Origin of the sequence: Pararhodobacter zhoushanensis (assembly GCF_025949695.1) — a bacterium.
GTDB lineage: Bacteria > Pseudomonadota > Alphaproteobacteria > Rhodobacterales > Rhodobacteraceae > Pararhodobacter > Pararhodobacter zhoushanensis_A.
Window position 1 is genome coordinate 1,374,887 of record NZ_JAPDFL010000001.1, and the last position, 25,529, is coordinate 1,400,415.

The following is a 25,529-nucleotide window of genomic DNA, read 5'->3' on the forward strand; positions in this document are numbered from 1 at the left end:
CAACGATCAGGCGTTTCTTCGGTTCCTGAACCTGTCGAACGCGACGGCGACGATTATGAAGGTTCCTATGAACATGCCCTGCCAGAATGTCGAGATGCCGAGCAGGATAAGGGAGTTGCGGATTACCTCGATCAGGAAGGCGCCGACCACGGCTCCGACGGCTGTGCCCTCGCCGCCAGCCAGGTTGGCGCCACCGATGACCGCCGCTGCGATCACGGCCAATTCCATCGACTGGCCAAGGTTGGTGGTGACCGATCCCAGCCAGCCGGTCATCAAGATGCCGGTCAACCCCGCCGTGAAGGCCGCGAACATGTAGATCGTCACCTTCTGAAACTTGACCGAGATCCCGTTGAGAATGGCCGCCTGTTCGTTGCCGCCGATGGCAAAGACATACTGCCCCCAGCGCGTCCATCGCAGGATCAGGGCCATCACGACCATCAGGGCTGCCAGCACATAGGTGGGGTGCGGGATGCCCAGACTCGATCCGCCGCCCAGCCACAGCAGCAGGGATTGATCGGGGCCGAATTCGTAGATCATCTGGTTGTTTGACAGCACCATCGCCAGCGACCGCGCGCCGGACAGCGTTCCGAGTGTGACCACAAAGGGCGGCATGCCGGCATACGCGATCAGCACGCCGTTGAACGCGCCGACCGCCAGTGCCGCAAGCAGGGCGACGAAGGCCGCCGCCAGAAAGCTCCAGCCTGCCGTCATCAGTACGCTGAGAACCATGGCCGTCAGCACCACGGTCGAGCCGACCGACAGGTCGATGCCCCCAGAGGCAATGACGACGGTCATGCCAATCGCGATGATGGCCACAAAGGTAAAGTTGCGCATCACATTGAAAACGTTGCGCTGGGTGGCGAAGGTATCGGTCAGCAGCGTTAACGCCACGCAGGCGGCAATGGCGGCAAGGATGACCCAGAAAACCGGGACCGAGGTGATGCGGTTGGCGGCGCTCTTGTGCTCAGACCGGCCGATGATGTCGTCGAGTGTCGTCATGTGATCTCTCCCTGCCTCACGCGGTCTCAATGGCGCCGGTGATCAGCCCGGTGACTTCTTCGGGTGACGAGGTTGCTGTCGCTTTGCTTGCGACCAGTTCGCCGCGCCGCAACACGGCGATCCGGTCGGCGACGCCGAAGACATCGGGCATCCGGTGGCTGATCAGGATCACGCTGATGCCGCGATCACGCAGGCGTCGGATCAGGTCGAGCACTTCGGCGACCTGCCGGACCGAGATCGCGGCGGTCGGTTCGTCCATCAGGACGATCTTGGGTTCGGACAGCAGGGTGCGCGCGATGGCGACGGCCTGCCGCTGTCCGCCGGACATCCGCCGCACGACGTCGCGGGCGCGGGTTTCTGACTTCAGCACCTTGAACAACTCGCTCGCCCGCCGGTTCATCGCCGGATAGTCCAGCAGCCGGAGTGGCCCGATTTTGCGCATCGCCTCACGGCCCAGGAACACGTTCGAGGCCGCTGTGAGATTGTTGCAAAGCGCCAGATCCTGGTAAACCACCTCGACCCCGCCGGTCTGGGCGTCGCGCGGTTTGTGAAAAACGACCGGCGCGCCATCGATCATTATCTGGCCCGAGGACGGGCGGAAGTTGCCGGCGATGATCTTCACCAGCGTGGATTTTCCCGCGCCGTTGTCGCCCATCAACCCCAGAACCTCGCCGGGTGCGACGTCAAGCGTGACGCTGGACAGCGCCTGAATCGCTCCGAAATTCTTTGATATTCCCGTCAGTTTCAAGCGAGACACGTCTGTTTCCCCCTCTTGTCGATCCCCGGTGTGGCGCAAAAAGTGGCGCTGGCCGGGTCTGGTACGCTCAGGGCCTCCCGCCCTGCCTCCTCAAAGGCGTACTTGACTTAATATTATTAGTAAATATGAATTGAGGATATTATTAGCAAATATGAATCGGTCTTATGCCCGGGGAGGGGACATGAAGCTGCTGATCACAGGGGCCACCGGCAAGGTGGGACAGCATCTGCTGTCGTCGCTGCTTGCGGATCCGCGCCATGCGGAAACGCAGGTGGTGGCCCTGTGCCACAATCGCAGCGTGCAGCAGACGGACCGGCTGCGTGTGGTGCGCGGATCCATCGCCGATCCCTCCGTCGTCGCGGCGGCGATGGCGGGCGTGACGCAGGTGCTGCACCTTGCTGCGGTCAAGGAATCCCCCGATCTGGCCATCGACGTGTCGGTCAAGGGCATGTTCGTGCTGCTCGAAGCTTTTCGGGCAAACCCGGCGGCCAAACGGTTCGTTCTGCTGAGCGGCGACTGCTCGGTCGGACACATCTTTCAGGCCTATCCTGCACCGATCACCGAATCCGATCCGCGCCGCGCCTATCCGGGCTGCTATGCGCTCACCAAAGTGATCGAAGAGGTGATGCTCGAACAATACGGGCATCAGTACGGACTGGACGGCTGTGTCCTGCGGGCGCCGTGGATCATGGAAAAGGATGATCTGCGCTATGCCATGAGCTTTGGTGACGATCAGTTCGGCGGGCCTGCATGGTCCGACCTGATGCCACAAGAGACGCTGGCGGCGGCGCGCGCGGGCAATCATGTGCCGGTGATGCGCGACGCAAACGGCGCGCCCCTGCGGCGCAATTTCGTTCATGTGGATGATGTCGTTTCCGCGTTGATGACCGCGCTCGACCACCCCGCTGCTGCACGGCAGACCTTCAACATCGCGATGGCCGAGCCGCTCGACTACGGGCAGTTCGCCGCGATCATGGGCCGCCGCACAGGCGCGCGGCCCGTCGACATACCCACATCGTTTCACAGCAACTGGCTCGACTGTTCCAAGGCGGGCTTGCTGCTGGGATGGCGACCGACGGTGGATCTCGAAACGCTCATCGAGCGGGCATGGAGGTACGAACGCGCGGCAGAAGACCCGCGTGTCGTGTGGTATCCCGGCTGACCGCGGGAGGCGGCGGGCCGGTGCAAGTCTTCAACAGGGAGAGAGAAGAATGACCTACAAGTTTGGAATGACGGCGCTTCTGGCGACCATGGCGGCAAGCGGTGCGATGGCGCAGGATGCCAACACGCTGGCAATCGTCGTGAAGGGCCTCGACAACCCCTTCTTTGAACAGATCAACCTTGGCTGCCAGCAATGGATGGCCGAGAACCCGGACAGCCAGTACAATTGCCTCTACACCGGGCCTGCGTCCTCGTCGGACGAAGCCGGTGAGGTCCAGATCGTTGACGACCTGATCGCGGCAGGGGTTGCGGCCATCGCGATTTCGCCGTCCAACGCGCCCGCCATGGCCAACCGCATCCGGGCGCTGGCACCCGACATCCCGATCATGACCATCGACGCCGATTTCCTGCCGGCTGATGCGGATCTGCGCGCGACCTATCTGGGCACCGACAACTACCTGATGGGCGTGCAGATGGCTGAACAGGCGATGGCGCTCAAGCCCGAAGGTGGGACGATCTGCCTGCAGCTTGGCAACGTGGCGGCGGCGAACATCAACGCGCGGGCGCAAGGCTTTCGCGACACGGCAGGTGGCGCGGAAGGGCTGGACCGCCTGACCGGCGAAAACGGCTGGACCGAGATCGAGGGCTGCCCGGTCTTCACCAACGATCAGGCCGATCTGGCCAATCAGCAAATGTCGGACGTGTTCACCGCCAATCCTGACCTTGATGCGTTCATCCTGATCGGCGGCTGGGCGCAATTCGCGCCGCAAGCCTATGCTCAGGTGACCGATCAGGTCATGGACCGGCTTCAGTCCAACGCGCTGATCATCATCGCGGGTGACACCTTGCCGCCGCAAACACAGGCGTTCCGCGAGATGCGCAGCCACGCGCAGGTCGGACAACGCCCGTTCGAAATGGGCCTGCGGGCACCGGACGTGATGATCCAGCTGTTGAACGGCGAAACGGTCGACGATCCGCTGTTCACCGGCCTTGACGTCTGCACCCATGCCGAACCCGGCTTCTGCGCCGACAACTGAGCCTGTCCCGGGCCGGACCTGAGCGTCCGGCCCGCCGCTTCCCATCCCCTTTCGATCAGCAAGGCGACGCCGGTTCCGGTGCCGCACAGCATCTTACGGCCTTTCGGGGCCGCACAGAGGAGTACCGAAATGAAACGCTCATCCCTACTTCTGGCGTCCGTGGCCCTGTGCCTCGGGGCCGGGGCCGCTCAGGCGCAAGAGCAAACCTCCATGGCTTTCGTGGTGAACGCGGCGTCCGATTTCTGGAAACTGGCCGAGGCCGGGGTGCAAGCCGCGCAAGCCGAGATGCCGGACTATGACATGCAATTCCGCTATCCGGCGCAGGGCACGGCGGCGGGTCAGAACCAGCTGATGGACGACCTCGTGGCCTCGGGCGTCGATGCCATCATGATTTCGTCGGTCGATCCGGGCAACTCGATCGACGCCTTCAACCGGATCGCGGCACAGATCCCGCTGTTCACCACCGACAGCGACGCACCGCAAAGCAACCGCATCGCCTATCTGGGATCGTCCAACACGGCGGCGGGCATTCAGGCTGGCGAAATCGCCGTGGCGGCGATGCCGGAGGGTGGCCGCTGCATGGGCTTCGTCGGCTTCCTGGGCGCCGATAACGCGGTCGAGCGGATCGCAGGCTTCCGGCAGGCCGTCGAAGGCTCGGGGATCGAGCTGGTCGATGTGCGCGGTGATGACGTGGATTTTGCCCGCGCGCGCTCGAATGTCGACGACGTGCTGGCCGCCATGCCCGAGATCGACTGCATGGTCGGCTTCTATTCCTACAACCCGCCCAAGATCTACGAAGCCCTGCAAGCGGCGGGTCAGCTGGGCGAGATCACGGTCATCGGTTTCGATGAAGACCCCATTACGCTGGGTGCCGTGCGCGAGGGCAGCTTTGCCGGCACCGTGGTGCAAGACCCTTACCAGTGGGGCTATCAGGGCATGCATCTGATGGCGGCCTATCTGGGGGGTGACACCTCGGGCGTGCCTGAGGACGGGCTGATCATCGTGCCGACCGTGATTATCAACCAAAGCAACGTGGACGCCTTCGAAGCGCAACTGCGTGAGCGTCTCGGCGGCTGAGCGGACGTTCCTCCCTCCGCTCGGTCGAGCCGCACCGGTGCACCTTGTACCGGTGCGGTTTCGTCGCGCTAACGGCAAAGGCTGACCCCTGTTGACCCATGATCCGATCACCCTGACGCTTTCGGGCATCACCAAGATTTACCCCGGTGCCGTGGCGCTGGACTCCGTCGACCTGAGCATTCGGGGCGGCGAAGTCGTGGGGTTGGTGGGTGAGAACGGCGCCGGGAAATCGACGTTGATGAAGGTGCTCGGCGGCACCATAGCGGCCGACGCGGGCCAGATCACCGTCGATGGCGTGTCCCATGCCGCGTTGACCCCCGTACAGGCTGCAGCGCTTGGCATCGCCTTCGTGCATCAGGAGCTGAACCCTTTCACCAATCTGGATGTGGCGGGCAATGTGTTGCTTGGGCGCGAGATCCGGCGTGGACGGCTGGGCTGGATGGACCGCAAGGCGATGTCGCGCAAGGTCGCGGGCATCCTTGAGACGCTGGGCACGCGGTTTGGCCCTGACGATCCGGTGCTTGGCCTGTCGCTGGCCGATCAGCAGATGATCGAGATCGCCAAGGCGCTGTCGACGGACGCGCGCCTGATCATTCTGGATGAGCCGACCTCAAGCCTCACCCTGTCCGAAACCGAGCGGCTGCTCGAGGTCGTCTGCGACCTCAGGGCCCGGGGCGCGGCGGTGCTGTTCATCACCCACCGCCTGTCCGAGATCGAGGCCGTCGCCGACCGCGTCGTCGGTCTGCGCGACGGGCGCAACGCGGGCGGGCTGCCGCGCGAAGATATTACCCGCGACGCCATGGTCCGGCTGATGATCGGTCGTGACGTGAAACGGGTGTGCCAGCCGGTGGATCACAGACCCGGCACGCCGGTGTTAGAGGCGCGGGGCATCCGAACCGAAGCCTTCCCTGAGCGTGACGTCGATCTCACCCTGAATGGCGGCGAAATTCTGGGCCTTGCCGGGCTGGTCGGCGCGGGCCGGTCCGAGCTTGCGCGGGTGCTGTTCGGTATCGACGCTGGGCGGGGAGGCACGATCGCGGTGAATGGCCGCCCGTTGGCGCGCCAGTCGGTGGCCGACGCCATCGCCGCCGGTGTGTGTCTGGTCCCCGAAGACCGCAAGGGCCAAGGGCTGCTGCTGGATTTCGCCATCTGCGACAACATCGCGCTGCCCAGCCTGTCGCGCCTTGCGCCCGGCGGGCGGCTGAGACCCAAGGCCGAAACGGCGCTGGCCGAGGCCTCGCGCGAGCGGTTGCGCATCAAGGCCAGCAATCTGCGGCGCGCCGTGGCCGAGCTGTCGGGCGGCAACCAGCAGAAGGTCGTTCTGGCCAAATGGCTGGCGATGGAGCCGAAAGTGCTGATCTTCGACGAACCGACCCGCGGCATCGACGTCGGCTCGAAGGCCGAAGTCTACGAGTTGATGCGCGCGCTTGCCGACCGGGGCGTGGCGATCCTGATGATCTCGTCCGACATGGAGGAAGTCATCGGCGTGTCGGACCGCGTGGCGGTGATGTGCCGGGGGCGCATGGCGGGCACGCTGGATCGAGGCGCGGTATCCGAAGAAGCAATCCTGCATCTGGCTGTGGAATAGGGAGACAACAATGGGGCGCAAGGACATCGGACTGCTGATGCTGGTCCTGACTGTCGGGGCGGTGGTGGCGCTGATCAATCCGCGCTTTCTGTCGGCGGTTAACCTCGCCAATACGGCCAATCTGATCGGGCTGTTCGGCCTGTTCTCCATCGCCGAGGCTTTTGTGATCGTGACCGCCGGCATCGAATTGTCGGTGGGGTCGGTGATCGCGCTGCTGGGGGTGCTCTTTGTCGATATGGTCGCGCAAGGCGTGCCTTGGCCGGTCGCCGCGCTCATCGTGCTTGCGCTGGGCGCGGTGATCGGCCTGACGCATGGCTGGCTCGTTACCCGGCTGCGGCTGCAACCCTTTGTCGTCACGCTTTGCGGTCTGCTGATCTATCGCGGCATCGCGCGGTTCTACACCAATGACGGTACGGCGGGCTTCACCTTCGGGTCCCATTTTCCGACGCTGGAATTCCTGACCACCGGGCGCACCGCAGGTGTGCCGCATTCGGTCGTGGCGTTTGTGATCGTGGCGGCAGGGGCGTGGTATCTGCTGCATCGCACGGTGTTCGGGCGGCATTTGTTCGCCGTAGGCAAGAACGAAGAAGCGGCGCGCTATTCGGGCATCAACACCAGCCGGGTCATTGTGCTGGCCTATATCCTGTGCGCTGTCCTGACGGCGTTGGCGGCGATTTTCTTTGCGATGTACACGCGCTCGGTCCAACCGTCATCGCATGGGAATTTCTACGAGCTCTACGCCATCGCCGCTGCCGTTCTGGGCGGATTTTCCCTGCGCGGCGGCGAGGGGTCGATCATCGGTGTCTGTCTGGGGGTCGTGCTGTTGCAGGAATTGCAGAACCTCGTGAACCTGCTCGGCATCCCGTCATCGCTGAATTTCGCGGTGATGGGCAGCGTTATTCTGATCGGGGTGATCGCCGATACCCAGTTCGAACGCTTTCGCACCGCGCGCAGACAGGCCGCGACCCGGGCCGCCGTGGAGGCGACATCAGCGAAGGGTTAGCCCCAGAAAAGCGCGGAGTCGGGACATGTGCAGATGGCTCCGCACCGTGTCAGCGGATTGCCGTCCATTCACACGGACCAGCCATGCGGGTGTTGCCTTGCCGAAAGAAGTTGGGCATCACGACCGGGCTTTGGGGGCATGAGCGCCCCTCTGATCCAAGGACATCCCGTGGCCGTCACGCTTGCACCCCCTGAAGTGCCCCCCAAGCGCCTGCGCGCGGTGGAAATTGTTCTGGCGTTGGCGGCGGGCAGCCTGTTGAGCTTCATGCTGCTGTGCAACAGCAGCCTCGCGGCCTATGGCACGCCGTTGTTCTCGTCGCTGACAGCCCATGGCGTGGGAACGGTGGTGGCGGGCATCGCGCTGGCCGGGCTGTGGCGCTGGCGCGCTCGGCCGGTCGCCGGTCGCGGCCGTGCGCCGCTTTGGGCGTATCTGGGTGGGTTGTCGGGGGCGTTGACGGTGCTGGCAACCTCGATCGCTGCCAATTCCTCACTGGCGCTGACCGGCACACTGGCGTTGGGTATCGCAGGGCAGGTGTTTCTGGCCTTGGTGTTCGACGCGATGGGGGCGATGGGGCTGGCCCGCCGTCTGCCCAGTCTGCGCGATCTTGCGGCGCTGGCGGCGATCCTTGCGGGAACCGGGCTGATCATTGCCGCACGGGGGATGGGCGCATGATGGCGGCGGTGATTTTCGCGCTTGGCGGCGGCATGCTGATCGCGCTGTCCCGGCAGGTCAACGGACGGCTGGCGCTGCAAAGCTCGGCGCTGGAGTCGTCGTTCTGGAACCATCTGGTGGGTTTTGCCGCGCTCATCGCGATCACCGTCGCGGTCGGCAGCTTCTGGCCCGAGGGCGTCGAAAATGCGCCGTGGTACGCCTGGGCAGGCGGCGCTGTGGGGGTGGTGTTCGTGGCTGCCAGCAGCTGGCTGATCCCGCGACTGGGGGCAACAATGACCGGTGCGCTGCTGGTGGCCGGGCAGATGCTGTCAGGCGTTACGCTGGATGTGCTGCGCGGGGTCGATGCCGTGCTGTGGATGCAGATCGGCGGCGTCGCGCTGATCCTTGGCGGGGTGCTGCTGGCGCGGCGGTAAGGTTTGCAGGCTTACCCCGTCTGCCTGACTTGGGCCGGGGCAGGGTGCTCGGGTCAAACCAAAAACATTCCTGACGTAAGGGAAGGATTGGGCGCGTCGCGACCGTTTTGCCGGTCCGGAGCGGGAGATCCGCCCTGCCAGCCGCGAATTTGGTCGTTTTTCGACAGGAATCCCGCAACTGAACGAAAAATTACAAAATCACGCACACCCGCGCATCAGAATGATTGTCACGAATCTGTTTCCGATGTTCAGTAGCTGGTGTCAGTCGCGTCGCACCGGGCCCTCCGGGGCAGAAATGCGGCGGCTTTGCCAACAGGAGGCTACGATGAAAACGACGACCGCGCTGGCCGCGTCGGCCAGCATTCTGGCCATGATGACCACCACGCCGGGCATGGCCCAGAGCATGGACGACCTGATTGCCGGTGCCCGTGCCGAGGGCATGCTGACCACCATCGCGCTGCCCCATGACTGGTGCGGCTATGGCGCCGTCATTGACGGTTTCCGCCAGATGTACCCGTTCCTTGAGATCAACGAGCTGAACCCGGATGCCGGTTCCGCCGACGAGCTGGAAGCGATCCGCGCCAACCGCGACAACACCGGCCCGCAAGCGCCCGACGTCATCGACGTGGGTCTGGCCTTTGGCCCGACCGCAGCCGCCGAAGGGTTGATCACGCCCTATATGGTCTCGACCTGGGACACGATCCCCGAGGGTGCGCGCGATGCCGAAGGCTATTGGTACGGCGACTACTACGGTGTGATGTCGTTCATCGTGAACACCGATCTGGTTGAAAACGTGCCGACCTCGTTCGCCGATCTGCTCAAGCCGGAATACGTGGGCCAGGTCGCGCTGGCGGGTGATCCGCGCGCCTCGAACCAGGCGATTCTGGCGGTGATGGCTGCCGGCATGGCGCAGGGTGCCGAGCCGGGCGCGGCTGCCGCCGAGGCCGGTCTTGAGTATTTCGCGCAGCTGAACGCCTCGGGCAACTTCGTGCCGGTCATCGGCCGCACGGGCACGCTGGCGCAGGGCACCACGCCGATCCTGATCCAGTGGGATTACAACGCTCTGGCCGCCCGCGACACGCTGGCTGGCAACCCGCCGGTTGAAGTGATCGTGCCCAGCGATGCGGTTCTGGCCGGTGTCTATGTGCAAGGCATCAGCGCCTTCGCGCCGCACCCGAACGCTGCCCGCCTGTGGATGGAGTACCTCTATTCGGACGCGGGTCAGCTGGGCTGGCTGGCAGGTTATTGCCACCCGATCCGCTTTAACGATCTGGCTGCCCGCGGCGTGATCCCGCAGGACATGATGGACGCCCTGCCGCCGGCAGAAAGCTATGCCGCCGCTGTCTTCCCGACGCTGGATCAGGTCAACGCGAACCGTGACGCCGTTGTGGCGAACTGGGACGCTGTCGTCGGCGCCAACGTCAACTGATCGACGCCTGACAACGGGGCCTGCCGCCACTGGCAGGCCCTCCTTTCCCTGCCAAGGCCCCCTTTTTCTACCAAGGCCCCCTTTTCCACCAAGGATCGCCGATGCCCGCCTCGCGCCCTGCACGCCGTCCCTTGCCGTTGACATGGCTGGGCGTGGCTCCGTTCTTCCTGTTCGTGGGTCTCTTTCTGCTGCTGCCCACGGCGTATATCGTCGTCGGCGCGTTTCGCACGCCCCAAGGCGGTTTCACCTTTGACAACATTCTGGCGCTGAACACGCCGACGATCCTGTCGGCCTATTGGGTGTCGATCAAGATCAGCTTCTGGTCGGCGCTGATCGGCTGTGTCGTCGGTTTTGCCATCGCCGCCGCGCTGACGGTCGGGGGCTTGCCGCGCTCGGTCCGCAACCCGATGATGACCTTCTCGGGCGTTGCGTCGAACTTTGCCGGTGTGCCGCTGGCCTTCGCCTTTATTGCGACCATCGGCCCGGCTGGGATCATCACGCTGTACCTGCGCAGCGAATTCGGCATCAACCTGCGTCTGATGGGCTTCAACCTGCTCTCGACGCTGGGTCTGGTGATCACGTACCTGTTCTTCCAGATCCCGCTGATGATCCTGATCATCACCCCCGCACTGGACGGTCTGAAACGCGAATGGCGCGAGGCTGCGGCGATTTTGGGCGCAACCGGCCTGCAATACTGGCGCATGGTGGCGTTCCCGATCCTGTTTCCGTCGATCCTGGGCACCATGGCGCTGCTCTTTGCCAATGCCTTTGGCGCGGTGGCGACGGCGATTGCCCTGACCGGCCCCTCGCTGAACATCGCGCCGATCCTTCTGTACGCGCAGATCCGGGGTGACGTGCTGGGCTCGCCCAACCTTGGCTACGCGCTGGCCTTCGGGATGATCGTCATCACCGGCCTTGCCAATGCGCTCTACATCGTGCTGCGCGCGCGCTCGGAAAGGTGGCTGAAATGACCAAGTTCTGGTCCTGGGGCGCGCTGCTTTTCGGCGTGTTGTTCTTCCTGATGCCGCTCTACGGCATGACCGAATTCTCGCTGAAGATGCGGCGCGGCGAATATTCGTTCGATGCCTATACGGCGGTGATCAACAACCCGCAGTTTCAGGCGACGTTTTCCTATTCGGTGATCATGGCGCTGGTGACGATCGCCTTTGGCGTGCTGCTGGTCGTGCCGACCGCGTTCTGGGTGCGGCTCAAGATGCCGTGGCTGCGGCCGTGGGTCGAATTCATCACGCTGTTGCCGCTGGTCATCCCGTCCATTGTCGTCGTTTTCGGCTATATCCGGCTGTACAACACCTCCAGCTGGCTGCCGCTGACGGGCACGGCGCTGGGCACCAACATCCTGCTGATGTTCGGCTATACCGTGCTGGCGCTGCCGTATATGTACCGCGCCGTGGATACCGGATTGCGCACCATCGACGTCGCCACCCTGACCGAAGCCGCGCAATCTCTGGGCGCGGGCTGGGCGACGATCATCGTCCGGGTGATCCTGCCCAATGTGCTGGGTGCGGTGCTGTCGGGGGCCTTTCTGACCTTCGCCATCGTGATCGGTGAATTCACCATGGCGGCACTTCTGGACCGCCCCGCCTTTGGGCCTTTCATGCAGCTTTTGGGCGCCAACCGCGCCTATGAACCCGCAGCACTTGCGGTGATCGCCTTCGGCATCACCTGGGCCTGCATGGGGTTGATCCAGCTGGTCACCCGCTTTTCCAAACATAACAGACTGGCACGCTGATGGCTTTCCTCGACATTTCACACCTCGAAAAAGCCTTTGGCACCATGCGGGTGGTCAAGGATTTCAATCTGGGGATCGAAAAGGGCGAGTTCATCTCGCTGCTTGGCCCCTCGGGCTGCGGCAAGACGACGGTGTTGCGCATGGTCGCCGGGTTCGAGCGCCCGGACATGGGCGCGATCACCATCGACGGCAAGGACATCACCGGACTGAAATCCAACCAGCGCAATGTCGGCATGGTGTTTCAGGCCTATGCGCTGTTCCCCAACCTGACGGTGGCCGAGAATGTCGGCTTTGGCCTGAAGATCGCCGGCGTTCCGCGCGATGAAGCCGCCGAGCGCGTGCGCGAGATGCTGGCGCTGATCGGCTTGCCGGATCTGGGCGCGCGCTATCCGTTCCAGCTGTCGGGGGGCAGCAGCAGCGTGTGGCGCTGGCCCGCGCGCTGGCCCCGCGCCCGCAGGTGTTGCTGCTCGACGAGCCCTTGTCGGCGCTCGATGCGAAAATCCGCGTCAGCCTGCGCACCGAGATCCGCGAGATCCAGCAACGCCTTGGCATCACGACAATCTTCGTCACCCATGATCAGGAAGAGGCGCTGTCGATTTCCGACCGCATCGTGGTGATGAACGGGGGCATCGCCGAACAGGTCGGTGCGCCGTTTGACATCTACAACCGCCCCGAGACGCGGTTCGTGGCGAATTTTGTCGGTACGCTCAGCATGATAGACGGCACCGTTATTGAACCCGGTGCTGGCCACGTGCGCATCGGCGACACCGAGATCACGCTTGGCCGTCCCCTCGCTCAGAAGGGCGGCGATTCCGTCACATTGGCCCTGCGGCCCGAGACGGTGCATCTGGGCCGCGCGCCGGGCTGTGAGATCATCCTGCCCGCGCGGATCCTTGAGGTTCACTTCCTCGGCTCGGTGATCCGCATCCGGGTCGAGGCGGCGGGAACGCAGCTGTCGCTCGACACCTTCAACCGCGCCGACATGCCCCCACCGCCGGTCGGCGCTGCGACCGAAATCAGCCTCGCGCCGGGCGATGTGATCGTGTTGGGAGACCGGCTGCCGGGGGGCGAATAACCCCTGGCAGGCTTGCCCGTGAGTCAGGTTTTGACATTAATGGACGGATCGGTCTATTAATGTCGGATGACGGTCAATCACGCCCCCATCCCTGAACCCAAACGCCGGGGCCGCCCCAAGGCCGATCCGGCAACGTCTGACACGCGGGCGCGGCTTTTGCGCACCGGGATGATCCATCTGACCGAACGCGGCTATGCCGCGACGGGGGTGGACGAGATCCTCGCAAACGCTGGCGTGCCCAAGGGCAGCTTTTACCATCACTTCGGCTCAAAATCCGCGTTCGGCGCGGCGTTGATCGACGCGTATCACCTCTATTTCGTCGCCAGACTGACCCGCGCGCTGGACGACATCGGCCTGTCCCCGCTCGACCGCCTGCGCCGCTTCACCAAGGATGCCGAGGCCGGCATGGCCCGGCACGGCTTCACGCGCGGTTGTCTGATCGGCAATCTGGGGCAGGAAATGGGCGCGCTGCCTGAAGAGTTCCGTGCCCGGCTGATCGAGGTGCTGGCCGACTGGCAAGCGCGCACCGCCGCCTGTCTGCGCGCCGCCCAAGACGCGGGCGCGCTGAAACCCGGCCTGAACCCCGATGCGCTGGCCGCCCTGTTCTGGACCGGATGGGAGGGGGCCGTGCTGCGCGCCAAGCTGGAACGCAGGCCAGACCCGCTGCACCACTTCGCCGACACTTTCTTTGATCTTATCGCAACCGAGAGGCCCTCATGTTCGACGCCATCCTGATCGATAAAACCGGCGACGCGCAAACCGTGTCGCAAACCACCGTGTCCGAGGGCGATCTGCCCGAGGGCGACGTGCTCATCGACGTTGCCTATTCGACGCTGAACTACAAGGACGCGCTGGCGATCACCGGGGCTGCCCCTGTGGTGCGCCGTTTCCCGATGGTCCCCGGCATCGACTTTTCCGGCATCGTGCGTGAAAGCAGCCACCCCGATTATGCCCCCGGCGACGCGGTCATCCTGAACGGCTGGGGCGTCGGTGAAACCCATTGGGGCGGCTTGGGCAAGGTAGCGCGGGTCAAGGGCGGCTGGCTGGTGCCGCTGCCCAAGGGGATCTCCTTGCGGCAGGCCATGGGGATCGGCACGGCGGGCTATACGGCGATGCTGTGTGTGATGGCGCTGGCGCAGCAGGGCATCACTCCGGAGATGGGCGAGATCGCCGTGACCGGTGCCGCCGGGGGTGTCGGCTCGGTGGCGACGGCGCTGCTGGCCTCGCGCGGCTATGATGTGGCGGCGGTCACAGGCCGCGCGTCGGAAGGTGACTATCTCAAAGACCTTGGTGCGAAAACCATTGTGGACCGGGCCGAGCTGTCGGGCAAACCCCGCGCGCTGGGCAAAGAGCGTTTTGCGGGTGGCGTCGATGTGGCGGGAAGCATTGTGCTGGCCAATCTTCTGTCGATGACCCGCTATGGCGGCGCGGTGGCGGCCTGCGGTCTGGCGGCGGGGATGGATCTGCCCGCCTCGGTCGCGCCGTTCATCCTGCGCGGCGTCACCTTGGTCGGCGTCGATAGCGTCATGTGCCCGGCGGCGAAGCGGCGTGAGGCTTGGCTGCTGCTGGCCAAGGAGCTGGATCTGGCCAAACTGGACGCGCTGTGTGTCGAGCTGCCCTTCGATCAGGTGATCGCAACCGCGCCGAAGTTTCTGGCCGGGCAGGTGCGGGGCCGGGTCATCGTGCCCGTCTCGCCCGACCTGGGCTGAGCGCGCGCCATGTCCGAGACCGAGAGCCGGCTGTTCGACCACCCCTCATGGCTGTATCTGCTGCGCGAGTTTGATACGCTCTACCGGCACGGCTCGGCCGGGGGCAGCCGGTTGATCCGGGCGCATCGCAAGCGGGTGCGCGATACGCTTTCGATGGTGATCGATGCGAACCCCGCAATCACCCTGCGCGCGCCTGAGGTGAAGCCGGTCACCGCCCATCTGCCCCGTGCGCTGGATCTGGGCGAGCGGGGCGTTGTCGGCAGCATGGCCCGCGCGCTGTCGCGGGTCGCGCCGCTGCTCACGTGGGAATACGGCTACGAGAAGGTGCCCAAGGCGCTGGCTCAGAAATACGCCTATTGCGAGGTTCTGGGACCGCGCGGTCCGGTCCGCTCGGACCGGCTGGTGCTGGGCTTTGTGCTATTCGCGCCTCGAACCACCTATCCGCAGCACAGTCATCAGGAGATCGAGGAAAGCTATATCTCAATCGCCGGGGCGTGGTCCGAGAATGACACGGCGGTGCATGCGCCCGGCTCGCTGATCCTCAACCGCCCGGATCATGAGCACCGCATCACCACCGCCGATCTGGACCCCTGCCTGCTGGCCTACGCCTGGGTCGGACCCGAGGAGCGCCTGAGCGCGCCGGGCATGAAGCTGAGCGCCAGCCGCAAGCAGCGCATGAGCGAAGGGATCTGAGCGGGCAGGGGTGCCGCATAAGGCGGCACTCGGGCCCCGCATCGGCGCTAAACGGCCCGGCCGCCTTGCATCTGGGCACCCGGGCCCTACACTTGACCCATGTTGACACAAATGAATGAACCCGCCGGGCTTGTGAAAGCTCAGGACCGGGATTGGTGGCGCGGTGCGGTAATTTACCAGATTTACCCCCGCAGTTTTCAGGACTCGAACGGCGACGGGATCGGCGATCTGGCCGGGATCATCCAGCGCCTGCCGCATATCGCCGAATTGGGCGTCGATGCGATCTGGATCAGCCCGTTCTTCCGCTCGCCCATGGTCGATTTCGGCTATGACGTCAGCGATTACCGCGATGTGGATCAGATTTTCGGCACGCTGGGCGATTTCGACGCGCTGATCGAGCGTGCGCATCAGTTGGGGCTGAAGGTGCTGATCGACCTCGTGCTCAGCCACACGTCGGAGCAGCACGCGTGGTTCCGCGAAAGCCGCTCTGGCCCGGATAACGCCAAGTCCGACTGGTATGTCTGGGCCGATGCCAAGCCCGACGGGACGCAGCCGAACAACTGGCTGTCGATCTTTGGCGGCCCGGCCTGGGAATGGTCGACCGAGCGGCAGCAATACTATCTGCACAATTTCCTCGTCGAACAGCCCGATCTCAACTTGCACAATCCCGATGTTCAGGACGAGTTGCTGAACATCGTGCGTTTCTGGCTGGATCGCGGGGTTGACGGATTCCGGCTGGACACGGTGAACCTGTATTTCCACGATCCCGAGTTGCGCAATAATCCGGTTTTGCCGATTGGCGAGCGTAACGAGATCCTGACGCCCAGCGTCAATCCCTACAACTGGCAAGACCACCTCTACGACAAGAACCGCCCCGAGAATCTGGCGTTTCTCAAACGGTTGCGCGCGGTTCTGGATGAGTATCCGGCAACGACCAGCGTCGGCGAAGTGTCGGATGCGCAGCGCGGGCTGGCGATCCAGTCGCAGTACACGTCCGGCGACGATATGTTGCATATGTGCTATGACTTCGCCTTTCTGTCGGGCACCTACCCTAGCGGCGACCGAGTGGCGGATGTGCTCGACACCTTTGGCGAACTGGGGCCGGAAAGCTGGGCCTGCTGGGCTTTTTCCAACCATGACGTGATGCGCCACATCTCGCGCTGGGAGTTGCCCAAACCCGCCGCGCGCACCTTTGCCGCGCTCTTGCTCAGCCTGCGCGGCAGCGTGTGTCTGTATCAGGGCGAGGAGTTGGGGCTGAGTGAGGCCTATGTTCCCTTCGAGGAACTGCAAGACCCCTACGGCATCCGCTTCTGGCCCAAGTACCACGGGCGCGACGGCTGCCGCACGCCGATCCCTTGGGTGCATGACGGGGTGAACGGCGGGTTCTCGACGGCGAAGCCGTGGTTGCCGCTGCCGGTCGATCATCTGGAACACGCTGTTGCCCGCCAGACCGAGGATTGGGACAGCATGCTGCGGTTCTATCGCAAGATGATCGGCTATCGCCAAAGCCGCGAGGCACTGCGCACCGGGTCTTTCGAGGTGATCGAGCGGCGGCCCGAGCTGCTCAGCTTTATCCGCCGGTCCGGCAACGAGACGCTGTTCTGCGCCTTTGCACTCAGCGACGAGCCGCAGGCGATCAGCCTGCCGCCGGGCCGGTGGCAGGCCGACGACAGCGCGCCGTTCCGTGCAACGCTGCTGGGCCCCGAGCGGGTGCTGGAGCCGTGGCAGGTGGTGTATGCGCTGAAGATAGACTGAAGAAAGGGCGCGTTCGGTCAGAACGCGCCCAACTCTTATGCGGCGGTTTGCGCGTCGGCGGCGCGGGCGCGCCCCCGGCGTGGTCATGGCTGTCGCGCACCGCGTTGCCCCAGGCCTTGACGTCATAGGTGCGCACCGTTTCGCGCAACTGGCGCATGCGCGACACCCGCTCGTCGACCGGCATGGTCAGCGCGTGCAGGATCGCCGTGTCCATCGAGCGGTTCGAGAACGGGTTGGTGATCACCGCCTGATGCAGCTCGACCGCAGCCCCAGCGAATTCCGACAGCACCAGAACCCCGTCGTCATCAGTCCGCGCGGCGACGAATTCCTTGCACACAAGGTTCATGCCATCGGCCAGCGGGGTGATCCATGCCACATCGGCGGCCCGGTAATAGGACACCAGTTCCTCGAACGGAATCGCCTGCGAGATCAGCGCGACAGGCTGCCAGTCCAGTCGCCCGAAACGGCCATTGATCTGGCCCGCCGACTGCTCGATCTCGCCCTGAATGTCCGAATAGATCGTCATGTTCTTGTTGGCACTGACCGACACATGCATCAGGCGAACCTTGCCGTGCAGCTCAGGGTGCGCCTCAAGCAGGCGGCCAAAGCTGGCCAGCTGTTCGACGCCGCCCTTGGTGTAATCCGTGCGGCCCACCGACAGGATCAGCTGCGCCTCGCCCAGATCTTCGCGGATTTCCTTGACGCGGGTATCGGTCTCGGGCCGGCGCGCGCGCTCTTCGATGAAGCCGACATCCACGCCAACCGGCGTGACGCTCAGCGTGACCTGACGCCCGTCATAGCTGAGCGCCTTGGGCACGCCACGTTCGGACAGCGCGGTGCCGTCGGAATACAGATGCGGCGGCACCGGCGCGCGGGCGGCGACGACAACGTCGCACAGGCTGCGTGCGACCGAGGCGAAGTTTTCCGCGTAACGCGGGATGTGGAAGCCCACATCGTCGCAGGCCAGCAGGCTTTCAACGATCTCGCGCCGCCATGGCAGCACGTTGAACATATCCGCCGCCGGGAAGGGCGTGTGGTGGAAGAAGGCGATGCGCACATCGGGGCGCAGTTTGCGCAGATAGCCCGGCACCAGCCACAGGTTGTAGTCATGCACCCAGACCAGCGCCCCATGCGCCGCTTCGCGCGCGGCGGCTTCGGCAAAGGCCCAGTTCACTTCGCGGAAATTGGGCCATTCAACCCGGTCGTAGTTATACTTTTCCTTGAAGCTGTGCAGGATCGGCCAGAACGCCTCTTTCGAGGTGACATGGTAGAACTCGCGCACCTGAGCGGCAGACAGCGGCAGCCGGGTGACCGAGTAGGTGCCGAAATCATCGGTGATCTCGATCACCGGCTCGAAGTCCGGGTTGGCCGGATCTTCGGCCAGCTTCCACGCCACCCAAGACCCGCGATCAACCGCGCCGAAGAAACTTTTCAGCGTGGGCACGATCCCGTTGGGGCTTTTGTTCTCGCGCAGGACGATCTTGCCGTCAACTTCAACCTCTTCATAGGGTTGTCGATGATAGACGATGACCAGATCTGACGGCATGATGACCTCCTATGCTGCGGCTAAGCTGATGAAATTCTTGGCGATGATGGCTTCTGCGATGCCGCCTGCGCCGTGAGCTTCGGCGATATGGACATGGTCCAGACCGGCCAGCTTGTCCAAGAGCCCCTGTTCGGAATTCCCCACTGCAACGGCTGGAAGACCCAGCGACAGCATGGACAGATCGTTGAGCGTGTCACCGGCAACCAGACAGCGGCGGGTGTCGATTTCCAGATAGGTCAGCAGGCGCAGCAGCGACGGACCCTTGCTCACACCCTTGGGCAGAACGTCGAAGAAACGGTTGTCGGAAACCAGCGCGTCGAGGCCCATCTCGGCCACGATATCCAACGCGCGGGTATCGAACAATTCGGGGTCCATGTCATAGCTGAGCCGGTAGCGGAAACCGGTGGATTGCAGCGACAGGCCGGCAAGGCCTTGCAGCGCCACTTGCGCGCGGGGGCCGGTGTTGACCCAGGCGGCCTCGATCTCGCGTTCCAGCTCAAGGATCGGGGCGACGAAGTTGTTGTCGTCGAACTCGGCGATCGTGGTGCCGACATCACCGATGACATAATCCGGCTTGGGCACTTCACCCGAGCGCGTCAGGTCGCGCACAAATTTGGGGTCGCGGCCGGTGACGAAGATCAGGCCGACCTGATGGCGGTTCTCTTCGATCCAGCGATAGAGACCGGCGCGGGCATTGTCATTGCCGCCCAGAAACGTTCCGTCGAGATCGGTTGCGAGGACCAGCTGCTTTTGCGAGATGGCGCGGGGTTGAACGGCGGGAATGATGTTCATGAGATCCTTTCTGCAAGATTTTGGATAGCTTGCGCTGATGCAGGATGGTCAAAGACCAGATCCATCGAGCGCGGTTCAGATTCAATCGGACGGGCCCAGAGCGCGGCAAAGGTCGCGCCCAGATCAGCCCCGTCGCGCAGGATGGTTTGTACGGCCTCGCAGATCGGCATCGACACGCCGACGCGGTGGGCCAGATCGGTGACCGATTTGGCGTTCATCTCGCCCTCGACCACCACGGGCTTGCCGTCAAAGCAATCGGCGCGTGGCACGCCTTCGCCCAGCTGAAAGCCCAGCGACATGTTGCGCGAGGTCGGGCTTGAGCAGGTCAGCGTCAGATCGCCGATACCCGACAGGCCCGTCACGGTTTCGCGCCGCCCGCCCAGAGCCTCGGCCAGTTGCTTCATCTCATCAAGGCCCCGCGTGATCAGCGCGGCGCGGGTGTTTTCGGCAAAGCCTGCGCCGGTCATCATGCCGCAGGCGATGGCGATGACGTTCTTGACCGCGCCGCCAACCTCGACGCCGACCAGATCGTCGGACACGTAAGCACGGAAGCTCTCGGTGGTCAGCGACAGCGCCAGACGCACCGCAGGGCTGGTGCCGGGGTTGATCCGGTCCGAGGGGCCAAAGGCAAAAGCCACGGTGGCAGCGGTCGGGTGGTTCAGCGCGGTTTCGCGCGCGAAGGTCGGGCCTGAGACGACGCCGACCGGGTGGCCCGGCAGTTCCTCTTCGGCCACTTGCGTCATCAGAAGGCCGGTTTCAGCCTCGATCCCCTTGGCGCAGACGGCAACCGGCATGCCCTTGGGCGCGAACAAGGCCACCTGACGCGCCACGCTGCGCACACTGCGCGAGGGGACGACGATCAGCGCCGCATCGGCGCCGTCCAGCGCGTCGCGCATCTCCTTGATGCCGAACAGCCCCTCGGGCAACGGGACGCCCGGCAGATGGCGGGTGTTTTCGCGCTGGCGGTTGATGTCGGTGATGACCGCAGGGTCGCGGCCCCACAGCCGAGCGGTGGCGCCCGACCGGGCAAGCGTGGCGGCAAGGGCAGTGCCCCATGACCCGGCACCGATCACGGCGACAGTGTCATAGCGGCGGGCGGGTTGCGGCAGCGAAGGACCGGGAATCGGTTGAAGCTTCATCGTCTTCCTCTCGTTCTGCTCGGCTCTGGGCGCATCGCGGCGACGCAGGATGCTCAAAGCCATGTGCGGCGGCAGGGGGCACGCTATCGTCGGGTTGTGCGGCGCACCCCTCATCGAAATATGTTGCGGTGCGGCAAATCGTCGAGCGCAGGGCTAACCAACGGCGCTCGACGGATCAGCGAAATGGGCTCCCGCCCATCCGTTGTGCATTATCATGCACTTCGTGCCAGCTCGATCCGCGTCTCTAGTCTAATATAGGCCGCTTTCGACATTCTCAACGTCGTTTTTTGACATTTCGCGACTATAGCCTAGTTTCTGCGGTGCAGCGGCACAATTCGCCCGCTGTTGACCCGTTACCGCAACCAGATCTCAGGAGACCCGTATGAGCACGACCGTCAGAACCGCAATTTTTCCGGTTGCAGGGCTTGGGACGCGGTTTTTGCCCGCGACCAAGGCGACGCCGAAAGAGCTGCTGCCGGTCATCGACACGCCGCTGATCCAGTATGCGATCGACGAAGTGCGCGCGGCGGGGATCGAGCGGATGGTGTTTGTCAGCCACCCCAGCAAGGCCGCCATCGAGCGCTATGTGATGGATGACAAGCGCCTGCGGCGGAACCTTGAAGCCAAGGGAAAGCACGCGCTGGCCGAGCAGTTGCACGACAGCGCCTTGTGCGCGGCTGACGACGACGTGGTGTTCACGATGCAGGACGAGCCGCTGGGTCTGGGTCACGCCGTGGCCTGCGCGCGCCCGCATGTGCTGCCGGGGCCGGTGGCGGTGATCCTGCCCGACGATCTGATCCTTGGCGCGACTGGCGCACTGTCGGAGATGATCGCCGCCTATGACACCGCGCCCGTCGGGCACATGGTCGCCGCGATGACGGTTGATCGCGCCGAGACGCGCAAATACGGCGTGCTGTCGGTGACGGGGCAGGAGCGGGATGTCATTCTGGCGGATGGCATGGTCGAAAAGCCTGAGCCTGACGCCGCCCCGTCACGCAAAGCAGTGGTCGGGCGCTATGTGCTGGATGCGTCGATCTTCGACGATCTGGCGCAGGTCGCCCCCGGTGCGGGCGGGGAAATCCAGCTGACCGACGCCATCGCCAAAGGGGCGGGCCGTCTGGGGCTGGGGGGCTTTGCCTTCTCGGGGCGTCGCTTTGATTGCGGGTCCAAGGCCGGGATGCTGGAAGCGACCCTGCATCTGGCGCAGCAAGACCCTGAGTTTGCCGATGTCCTCGCTGCCTTCAGCGCAGCGCCACGCGCTGCTGCCTGATCACGCCTCGCGCGTTTTGGCCAGCACCGTGCGGTGGGTGATCTGGCTGCCGGTGCGCGCATCGATCAGCACCGGCTGAAGGGGTTCGTCGGTCTCGCGCGACATCAGCGTGACTGATGAGCCGCCCTCGACCGGCACATGGGTATTCGCCCAGTCAATCAGCGTGACCAGCAGCGGATAGAGCGCCTTGCCCTTGTCGGTCAGGCGGTACTCGTGGCGCAGGGGCCGCTGTTGATATGCCTCGCGGCGCAGCACACCGTCGGCTTCCAGTTTGCGCAGCCGGTCGGCCAGAACATGCCGCGTGATCCCCAGCCTTTCCTGCATCTGGTCAAAGCGTCGGATGCCAAAAAAACACTCGCGCACGACAAGCATCGTCCAGCGATCACCGATCACGGACAGGCCGCGGGCGACGGGGCAGGCTTCGGTTTGCAACTCGGTCCATTTCATGAGGTCAGTGTAACAGCGGTTGACAGGTTCCGAAAGAGAACTTACGCCATAAGGGTTCCGAAAAGGAACTTACTTGTCCCGACGAAAGAGATCGCATGACCACGCAGGACGCGCCCCGGACCAGAACCCGCAGCTACAGCTATGCACTGGCGGCACTCGATACCGGCGCCGCGCTGCGACTGTCAGGGCTTGAGTACATGCGCGCGCTGGCTGCCGGAGAGATCGGCGCGCCGCCGTCGATGATCACCACGCTGGGTTTTTCAAATCCGCTGGATCTGGAAGACGGCAAAGCGGCCTTCGAGGCCGACGCGGCCGATTTCCTGCTCAACCCGATGGGCGCGGTGCATGGCGGGTTTGCGGCGACGCTGCTCGATACGGTGATGGGCGCGGCAGTCCATACGTCACTGGGACCGGGTCTTGGCTTCACCACATCGGATCTGTCGGTGAAATACACGCGGGCGATCCTGCCGGGCACCGGCCGCTTGCGGGCCGAGGCGACGATTGTTCACCGGGGCCGCCAGATGGCGACAGCGCAGGGCACGGTGATCGGTCTGGCAGATGGCAAGCTTTATGCCCATGGGTCGACGACCTGCCTGATCTTCCCGCTGACCTCGGTAAAGGGCTGAGATCGTGAACCAGAGCCTGCCGCCCCTCGACCCCGCCGCCCGCGCCCGCGCGGCGCGCACGCAAGCCTTGCTGAGCGCACCCATCGGCCCGACGCTGGCCAAACTCGCCGCGCCCAATATTCTGGCGATGGTCGTGCAGGCGGCGCAGAGCATCGCCGAGGCCTATTTCGCCAGCCGCATCGGCGTCACCGCGCTGGCCGGGCTGGCGCTGGTTTTCCCGCTGGTGATGCTGACGCAGATGCTGTCCGCCGGGGCGATGGGCGGCGCGATCTCGGCTTCAGTCGCGCGGGCACTGGGGGCGGGCAATCCGGACCGCGCCGCCACCCTCACGATCACCGCGTGGCTTCTGGCGGTTGGTTTTGCGCTGGTGATGGCGGCGATCATGCTGCTGTTTGGTCCGGCGATCTTTGTCACGCTGGGCGGTGGGCCCGAGTCGGTGGCGGCAGCCGTGACCTATGCGGCGGTGTTCTTCCCCGGCTGTATCGCGATCTGGATGTGCCACGCGTCCCTCAGCGTCATTCGCGGCACCGGCGACATGGGGATGCCGTCGCTGCTGTTGCTGCTGGTCTCGACCGTCTCGATCCCGCTTGCCGGTGGCTTCGCGCTGGGCTGGGGGCCGTTGCCCGCGCTGGGTATGGCGGGTCTGCCGCTGGGTCTGATCGTCGCCTACGGCGTCGGCGCGCTGGTGGCTGTCGGGTATATCGCCGCCGGGCGGACCGGACTGGCCTTCAAGGGCGCACTGGGGCGCATCGATGGCGGCATGGTCCGCGATATCATGAGCGTGGGCGCGATGGCCTCGGTCAATACGGTGCTGACCGTGCTGACGGTTGTGATGATGGTCGGCATGGTCGGCAGGCATGGCGAGGGTGCGCTGGCGGGCTATGGTCTGGGCGCGCGGCTGGAGTTCCTGATGATCCCGGTGATCTTTGGCATCGGCGCGGCAATGACGTCGATGGTCGGCGCGAATATCGGGGCAGGGGCCAAGGCCCGCGCGTTGCGGGTTGCGTGGACGGGATCGCTGGCCGGGGCGGCGATTGTCGGGGTGATCGGGTTGGTGCTGGCCCTGTTCCCCGATCTGTGGCTGGGCATCTTTCTTGAGCCCACAAACACCGAGGCCCTGACCGCCGGGCGCGCCTATTTCCACATCGTCGCGCCGTTCTATCCGTTCTTCGGGCTGGGGTTGGCGCTCTATTTCGCCTCGCAGGGGGCGGGACGCATGCTGTGGCCGGTGATCGGGAGCTTCTCGCGTATCGGGGTGGCGATTGGCGGGGCAGTGTTGCTGCGTTCGGTGACGACGATCGGGGTTAACGGGGTGTTCATGGCGATTGCCTTTGCCATGCTGGTCTATGGATCGATCATCAGCATCGCTGTCTGGCGCGGTCGCTGGGCATAGGAGGGAAGATCATGCTTTACCTTGAGGATTTCGCGCCGGGGCAGACCTATGGCTCGGGCAGGCTGACCGTGACCGAGGCCGATGTGATCCGCTTCGCCAAAGAATTTGACCCCCAGCCGTTCCATCTGGACGCCGAGGCGGCCAAGGACACCCTGTTCCGGGGGCTGGCCGCAAGCGGCTGGCACACGGCGGCGATGACCATGAAGCTGTTGCAGGGCGGAGAGCTGACGCCCGCCGGCGGCATCATCGGTGCCGGGTTCGAGGAATTGAGCTGGCCGCGCCCGGTGCGCCCCGGCGACGTCTTGCGGGTTCACAGCGAAATCCTCGAGGTCCGCGCCTCGCAGTCCCGGCCCACGCAGGGGGTGATCAAGGTGCGCGGCACGACGATCAATCAGGACGACAAACCCGTGCAGGTCTTTGTCGGTCATCTGATCGTGCAGGCCCGTCCCAGCGCGTAAGCGAGGGCCTTGCCGTCGGGCGAGCCGCCTGTCTATCGTGCATTCAAGGCGCGATGAGGGACGGGGACAATGACCAAGGCTGACACTGCCCGCGCTGCTGTTGCGGCCCGCCACCGCGCGATCCCGTCAATCCCCGCATGACCCTTGATCACCTGATCTCGCAATATGGCCTGTGGGCGGTGTTCCTGGGCTGCTTTTTCGAAGGCGAGACCGCGGCCATCACCGGCGGCGTCTTTGCGCACCGGCATCTGCTGGTGTTGTGGCAGGTCACGCTGGTCGCGGGATTTGCGGCCTATCTGGCGGATATGAGCTTCTTTCTGGCCGGGCGGCGGTTTCGTGACCATCGCCTTGTGCGCACGCTGGCAGCCCGCCCTCGTTTCGCGGTCGCACTGCGCGGCATCGACCGGAACCCCGCCCGCTTTGCCGCCGTGTTCCGCTTTATCCCCGGCATGCGGATGATCGGCCCGCTGGCGCTGGCGCAATCGACGATTTCGACCGCGCGGTTTGCGCTGCTGGCCGCGCTGGCGGCGGCGGTCTGGTCGGTGCTGTATGCCGCGCTCGGGCATGTCATCGGGCAGCTGTTAGCGGCGCTGTTCGGCCCGATCGAGCGGGTCGAGGTGCTGCTGACCGGCGCGCTGGTCGCAGCACTTGCGGTTGCTGCTGTGATCCTTTGGCGCCGCCATCGTCGGGGTTGAGCGCGAAAACCCGGCTGCGACAGAGTGTCAGGCACAGGGCATTTT

At 64.6% G+C, this 25,529-nt stretch carries 25 protein-coding genes and 1 pseudogene; 20 read left to right on the forward strand and 6 right to left on the reverse strand.

Annotated features, from left to right (window positions below; all coding sequences use genetic code 11):
* Window positions 1–6: 6 nt before the first annotated feature.
* The gene (locus OKW52_RS06775) at window positions 7–999 is read right to left on the reverse strand and encodes an ABC transporter permease (RefSeq protein ID WP_264505045.1); all 993 of its coding nucleotides are present in this window, start codon (window positions 997–999) and stop codon (window positions 7–9) included.
* 16 nt (window positions 1,000–1,015) lie between these two features.
* Complete coding sequence (locus OKW52_RS06780; RefSeq protein ID WP_264505046.1) at window positions 1,016–1,756, reverse strand: ATP-binding cassette domain-containing protein; 741 nt, start codon at window positions 1,754–1,756, stop codon at window positions 1,016–1,018.
* Window positions 1,757–1,937: 181 nt separating this feature from the next.
* Between OKW52_RS06780 and OKW52_RS06785 the strand changes: the two genes are divergently transcribed.
* The 15 genes and pseudogenes from OKW52_RS06785 (at window position 1,938) to OKW52_RS06855 (ending at window position 17,118) form a co-directional block, all read left to right on the forward strand.
* Window positions 1,938–2,918: an NAD-dependent epimerase/dehydratase family protein gene (locus tag OKW52_RS06785; protein WP_264505047.1), complete on the forward strand. Its 981-nt coding sequence runs from the start codon at window positions 1,938–1,940 to the stop codon at window positions 2,916–2,918.
* Window positions 2,919–2,967: 49 nt separating this feature from the next.
* Complete coding sequence (locus tag OKW52_RS06790; protein ID WP_264505048.1) at window positions 2,968–3,954, forward strand: substrate-binding domain-containing protein; 987 nt, start codon at window positions 2,968–2,970, stop codon at window positions 3,952–3,954.
* A 129-nt stretch (window positions 3,955–4,083) separates the two neighbouring features.
* Window positions 4,084–5,031: a sugar-binding protein gene (locus OKW52_RS06795; protein WP_264505049.1), complete on the forward strand. Its 948-nt coding sequence runs from the start codon at window positions 4,084–4,086 to the stop codon at window positions 5,029–5,031.
* A gap of 91 nt (window positions 5,032–5,122) precedes the next feature.
* Entirely contained in the window at window positions 5,123–6,619 is a 1,497-nt protein-coding gene (locus OKW52_RS06800; RefSeq protein ID WP_264505050.1) for a sugar ABC transporter ATP-binding protein, read from the forward strand.
* 10 nt (window positions 6,620–6,629) lie between these two features.
* The gene (locus OKW52_RS06805) at window positions 6,630–7,622 is read left to right on the forward strand and encodes an ABC transporter permease (RefSeq protein WP_264505051.1); all 993 of its coding nucleotides are present in this window, start codon (window positions 6,630–6,632) and stop codon (window positions 7,620–7,622) included.
* 168 nt (window positions 7,623–7,790) lie between these two features.
* Complete coding sequence (locus OKW52_RS06810) at window positions 7,791–8,294, forward strand: DMT family transporter (RefSeq protein WP_264505052.1); 504 nt, start codon at window positions 7,791–7,793, stop codon at window positions 8,292–8,294.
* Window positions 8,291–8,707: a DMT family transporter gene (locus tag OKW52_RS06815; RefSeq protein WP_264505053.1), complete on the forward strand. Its 417-nt coding sequence runs from the start codon at window positions 8,291–8,293 to the stop codon at window positions 8,705–8,707. Before OKW52_RS06810 ends, OKW52_RS06815 begins: the two co-directional genes overlap by 4 nt.
* A 325-nt stretch (window positions 8,708–9,032) precedes the next feature.
* Complete coding sequence (locus OKW52_RS06820; RefSeq protein ID WP_264505054.1) at window positions 9,033–10,136, forward strand: ABC transporter substrate-binding protein; 1,104 nt, start codon at window positions 9,033–9,035, stop codon at window positions 10,134–10,136.
* Between the two features lie 101 nt (window positions 10,137–10,237).
* The gene (locus tag OKW52_RS06825; RefSeq protein WP_264505055.1) at window positions 10,238–11,107 is read left to right on the forward strand and encodes an ABC transporter permease; all 870 of its coding nucleotides are present in this window, start codon (window positions 10,238–10,240) and stop codon (window positions 11,105–11,107) included.
* Window positions 11,104–11,886, forward strand: coding sequence for an ABC transporter permease (locus OKW52_RS06830; protein ID WP_264505056.1), 783 nt, complete (start codon window positions 11,104–11,106; stop codon window positions 11,884–11,886). The genes OKW52_RS06825 and OKW52_RS06830 overlap by 4 nt, the downstream gene beginning before the upstream one ends.
* Window positions 11,886–12,961, forward strand: a pseudogene (locus tag OKW52_RS06835) (ABC transporter ATP-binding protein). The gene OKW52_RS06830 and the pseudogene OKW52_RS06835 overlap by 1 nt, the downstream one beginning before the upstream one ends.
* A gap of 66 nt (window positions 12,962–13,027) precedes the next feature.
* Window positions 13,028–13,696, forward strand: coding sequence for an acrylate utilization transcriptional regulator AcuR (acuR, locus tag OKW52_RS06840; protein WP_264505057.1), 669 nt, complete (start codon window positions 13,028–13,030; stop codon window positions 13,694–13,696).
* Entirely contained in the window at window positions 13,678–14,670 is a 993-nt protein-coding gene (acuI, locus tag OKW52_RS06845) for an acrylyl-CoA reductase (NADPH) (RefSeq protein ID WP_264505058.1), read from the forward strand. Before acuR ends, acuI begins: the two co-directional genes overlap by 19 nt.
* A gap of 9 nt (window positions 14,671–14,679) precedes the next feature.
* A complete protein-coding gene (locus OKW52_RS06850; RefSeq protein ID WP_264505059.1) occupies window positions 14,680–15,363 on the forward strand; it encodes a dimethylsulfoniopropionate lyase in 684 nt (227 codons plus the stop codon).
* A 111-nt stretch (window positions 15,364–15,474) separates the two neighbouring features.
* Window positions 15,475–17,118, forward strand: coding sequence for an alpha-glucosidase (locus tag OKW52_RS06855; RefSeq protein ID WP_264505060.1), 1,644 nt, complete (start codon window positions 15,475–15,477; stop codon window positions 17,116–17,118).
* Here OKW52_RS06855 and ggpS read toward each other — a convergent pair.
* The 3 genes from ggpS to OKW52_RS06870 are packed head-to-tail and all read right to left on the reverse strand — an operon-like array spanning window position 17,000 to window position 20,595.
* On the reverse strand, window positions 17,000–18,664 hold the full coding sequence (ggpS, locus tag OKW52_RS06860; RefSeq protein ID WP_264505061.1) for a glucosylglycerol-phosphate synthase: 1,665 nt from the start codon (window positions 18,662–18,664) through the stop codon (window positions 17,000–17,002). The genes OKW52_RS06855 and ggpS overlap by 119 nt on opposite strands.
* 9 nt (window positions 18,665–18,673) lie before the next feature.
* Entirely contained in the window at window positions 18,674–19,456 is a 783-nt protein-coding gene (locus OKW52_RS06865; RefSeq protein ID WP_264505062.1) for an HAD family hydrolase, read from the reverse strand.
* Window positions 19,453–20,595: an NAD(P)H-dependent glycerol-3-phosphate dehydrogenase gene (locus tag OKW52_RS06870; RefSeq protein ID WP_264505063.1), complete on the reverse strand. Its 1,143-nt coding sequence runs from the start codon at window positions 20,593–20,595 to the stop codon at window positions 19,453–19,455. Before OKW52_RS06870 ends, OKW52_RS06865 begins: the two co-directional genes overlap by 4 nt.
* A 382-nt stretch (window positions 20,596–20,977) precedes the next feature.
* Here OKW52_RS06870 and OKW52_RS06875 point away from each other — a divergent pair, with 382 nt between their 5' ends.
* On the forward strand, window positions 20,978–21,865 hold the full coding sequence (locus OKW52_RS06875; RefSeq protein ID WP_264505064.1) for a UTP--glucose-1-phosphate uridylyltransferase: 888 nt from the start codon (window positions 20,978–20,980) through the stop codon (window positions 21,863–21,865).
* Here OKW52_RS06875 and OKW52_RS06880 read toward each other — a convergent pair whose 3' ends face one another.
* Window positions 21,866–22,312, reverse strand: a complete 447-nt coding sequence (locus OKW52_RS06880) for a winged helix-turn-helix transcriptional regulator (protein ID WP_264505065.1) — start codon at window positions 22,310–22,312, stop codon at window positions 21,866–21,868.
* Window positions 22,313–22,407: 95 nt separating this feature from the next.
* Here OKW52_RS06880 and OKW52_RS06885 point away from each other — a divergent pair, with 95 nt between their 5' ends.
* The 4 genes from OKW52_RS06885 (at window position 22,408) to OKW52_RS06900 (ending at window position 25,484) form a co-directional block, all read left to right on the forward strand.
* A complete protein-coding gene (locus OKW52_RS06885; RefSeq protein ID WP_264505066.1) occupies window positions 22,408–22,938 on the forward strand; it encodes a PaaI family thioesterase in 531 nt (176 codons plus the stop codon).
* A gap of 4 nt (window positions 22,939–22,942) precedes the next feature.
* Complete coding sequence (locus tag OKW52_RS06890) at window positions 22,943–24,331, forward strand: MATE family efflux transporter (RefSeq protein ID WP_264505067.1); 1,389 nt, start codon at window positions 22,943–22,945, stop codon at window positions 24,329–24,331.
* Window positions 24,332–24,342: 11 nt separating this feature from the next.
* Window positions 24,343–24,789, forward strand: a complete 447-nt coding sequence (locus tag OKW52_RS06895; RefSeq protein WP_264505068.1) for a MaoC family dehydratase — start codon at window positions 24,343–24,345, stop codon at window positions 24,787–24,789.
* A gap of 137 nt (window positions 24,790–24,926) precedes the next feature.
* The gene (locus OKW52_RS06900; protein ID WP_264505069.1) at window positions 24,927–25,484 is read left to right on the forward strand and encodes a DedA family protein; all 558 of its coding nucleotides are present in this window, start codon (window positions 24,927–24,929) and stop codon (window positions 25,482–25,484) included.
* The last annotated feature ends 45 nt before the right edge of the window (window positions 25,485–25,529 follow it).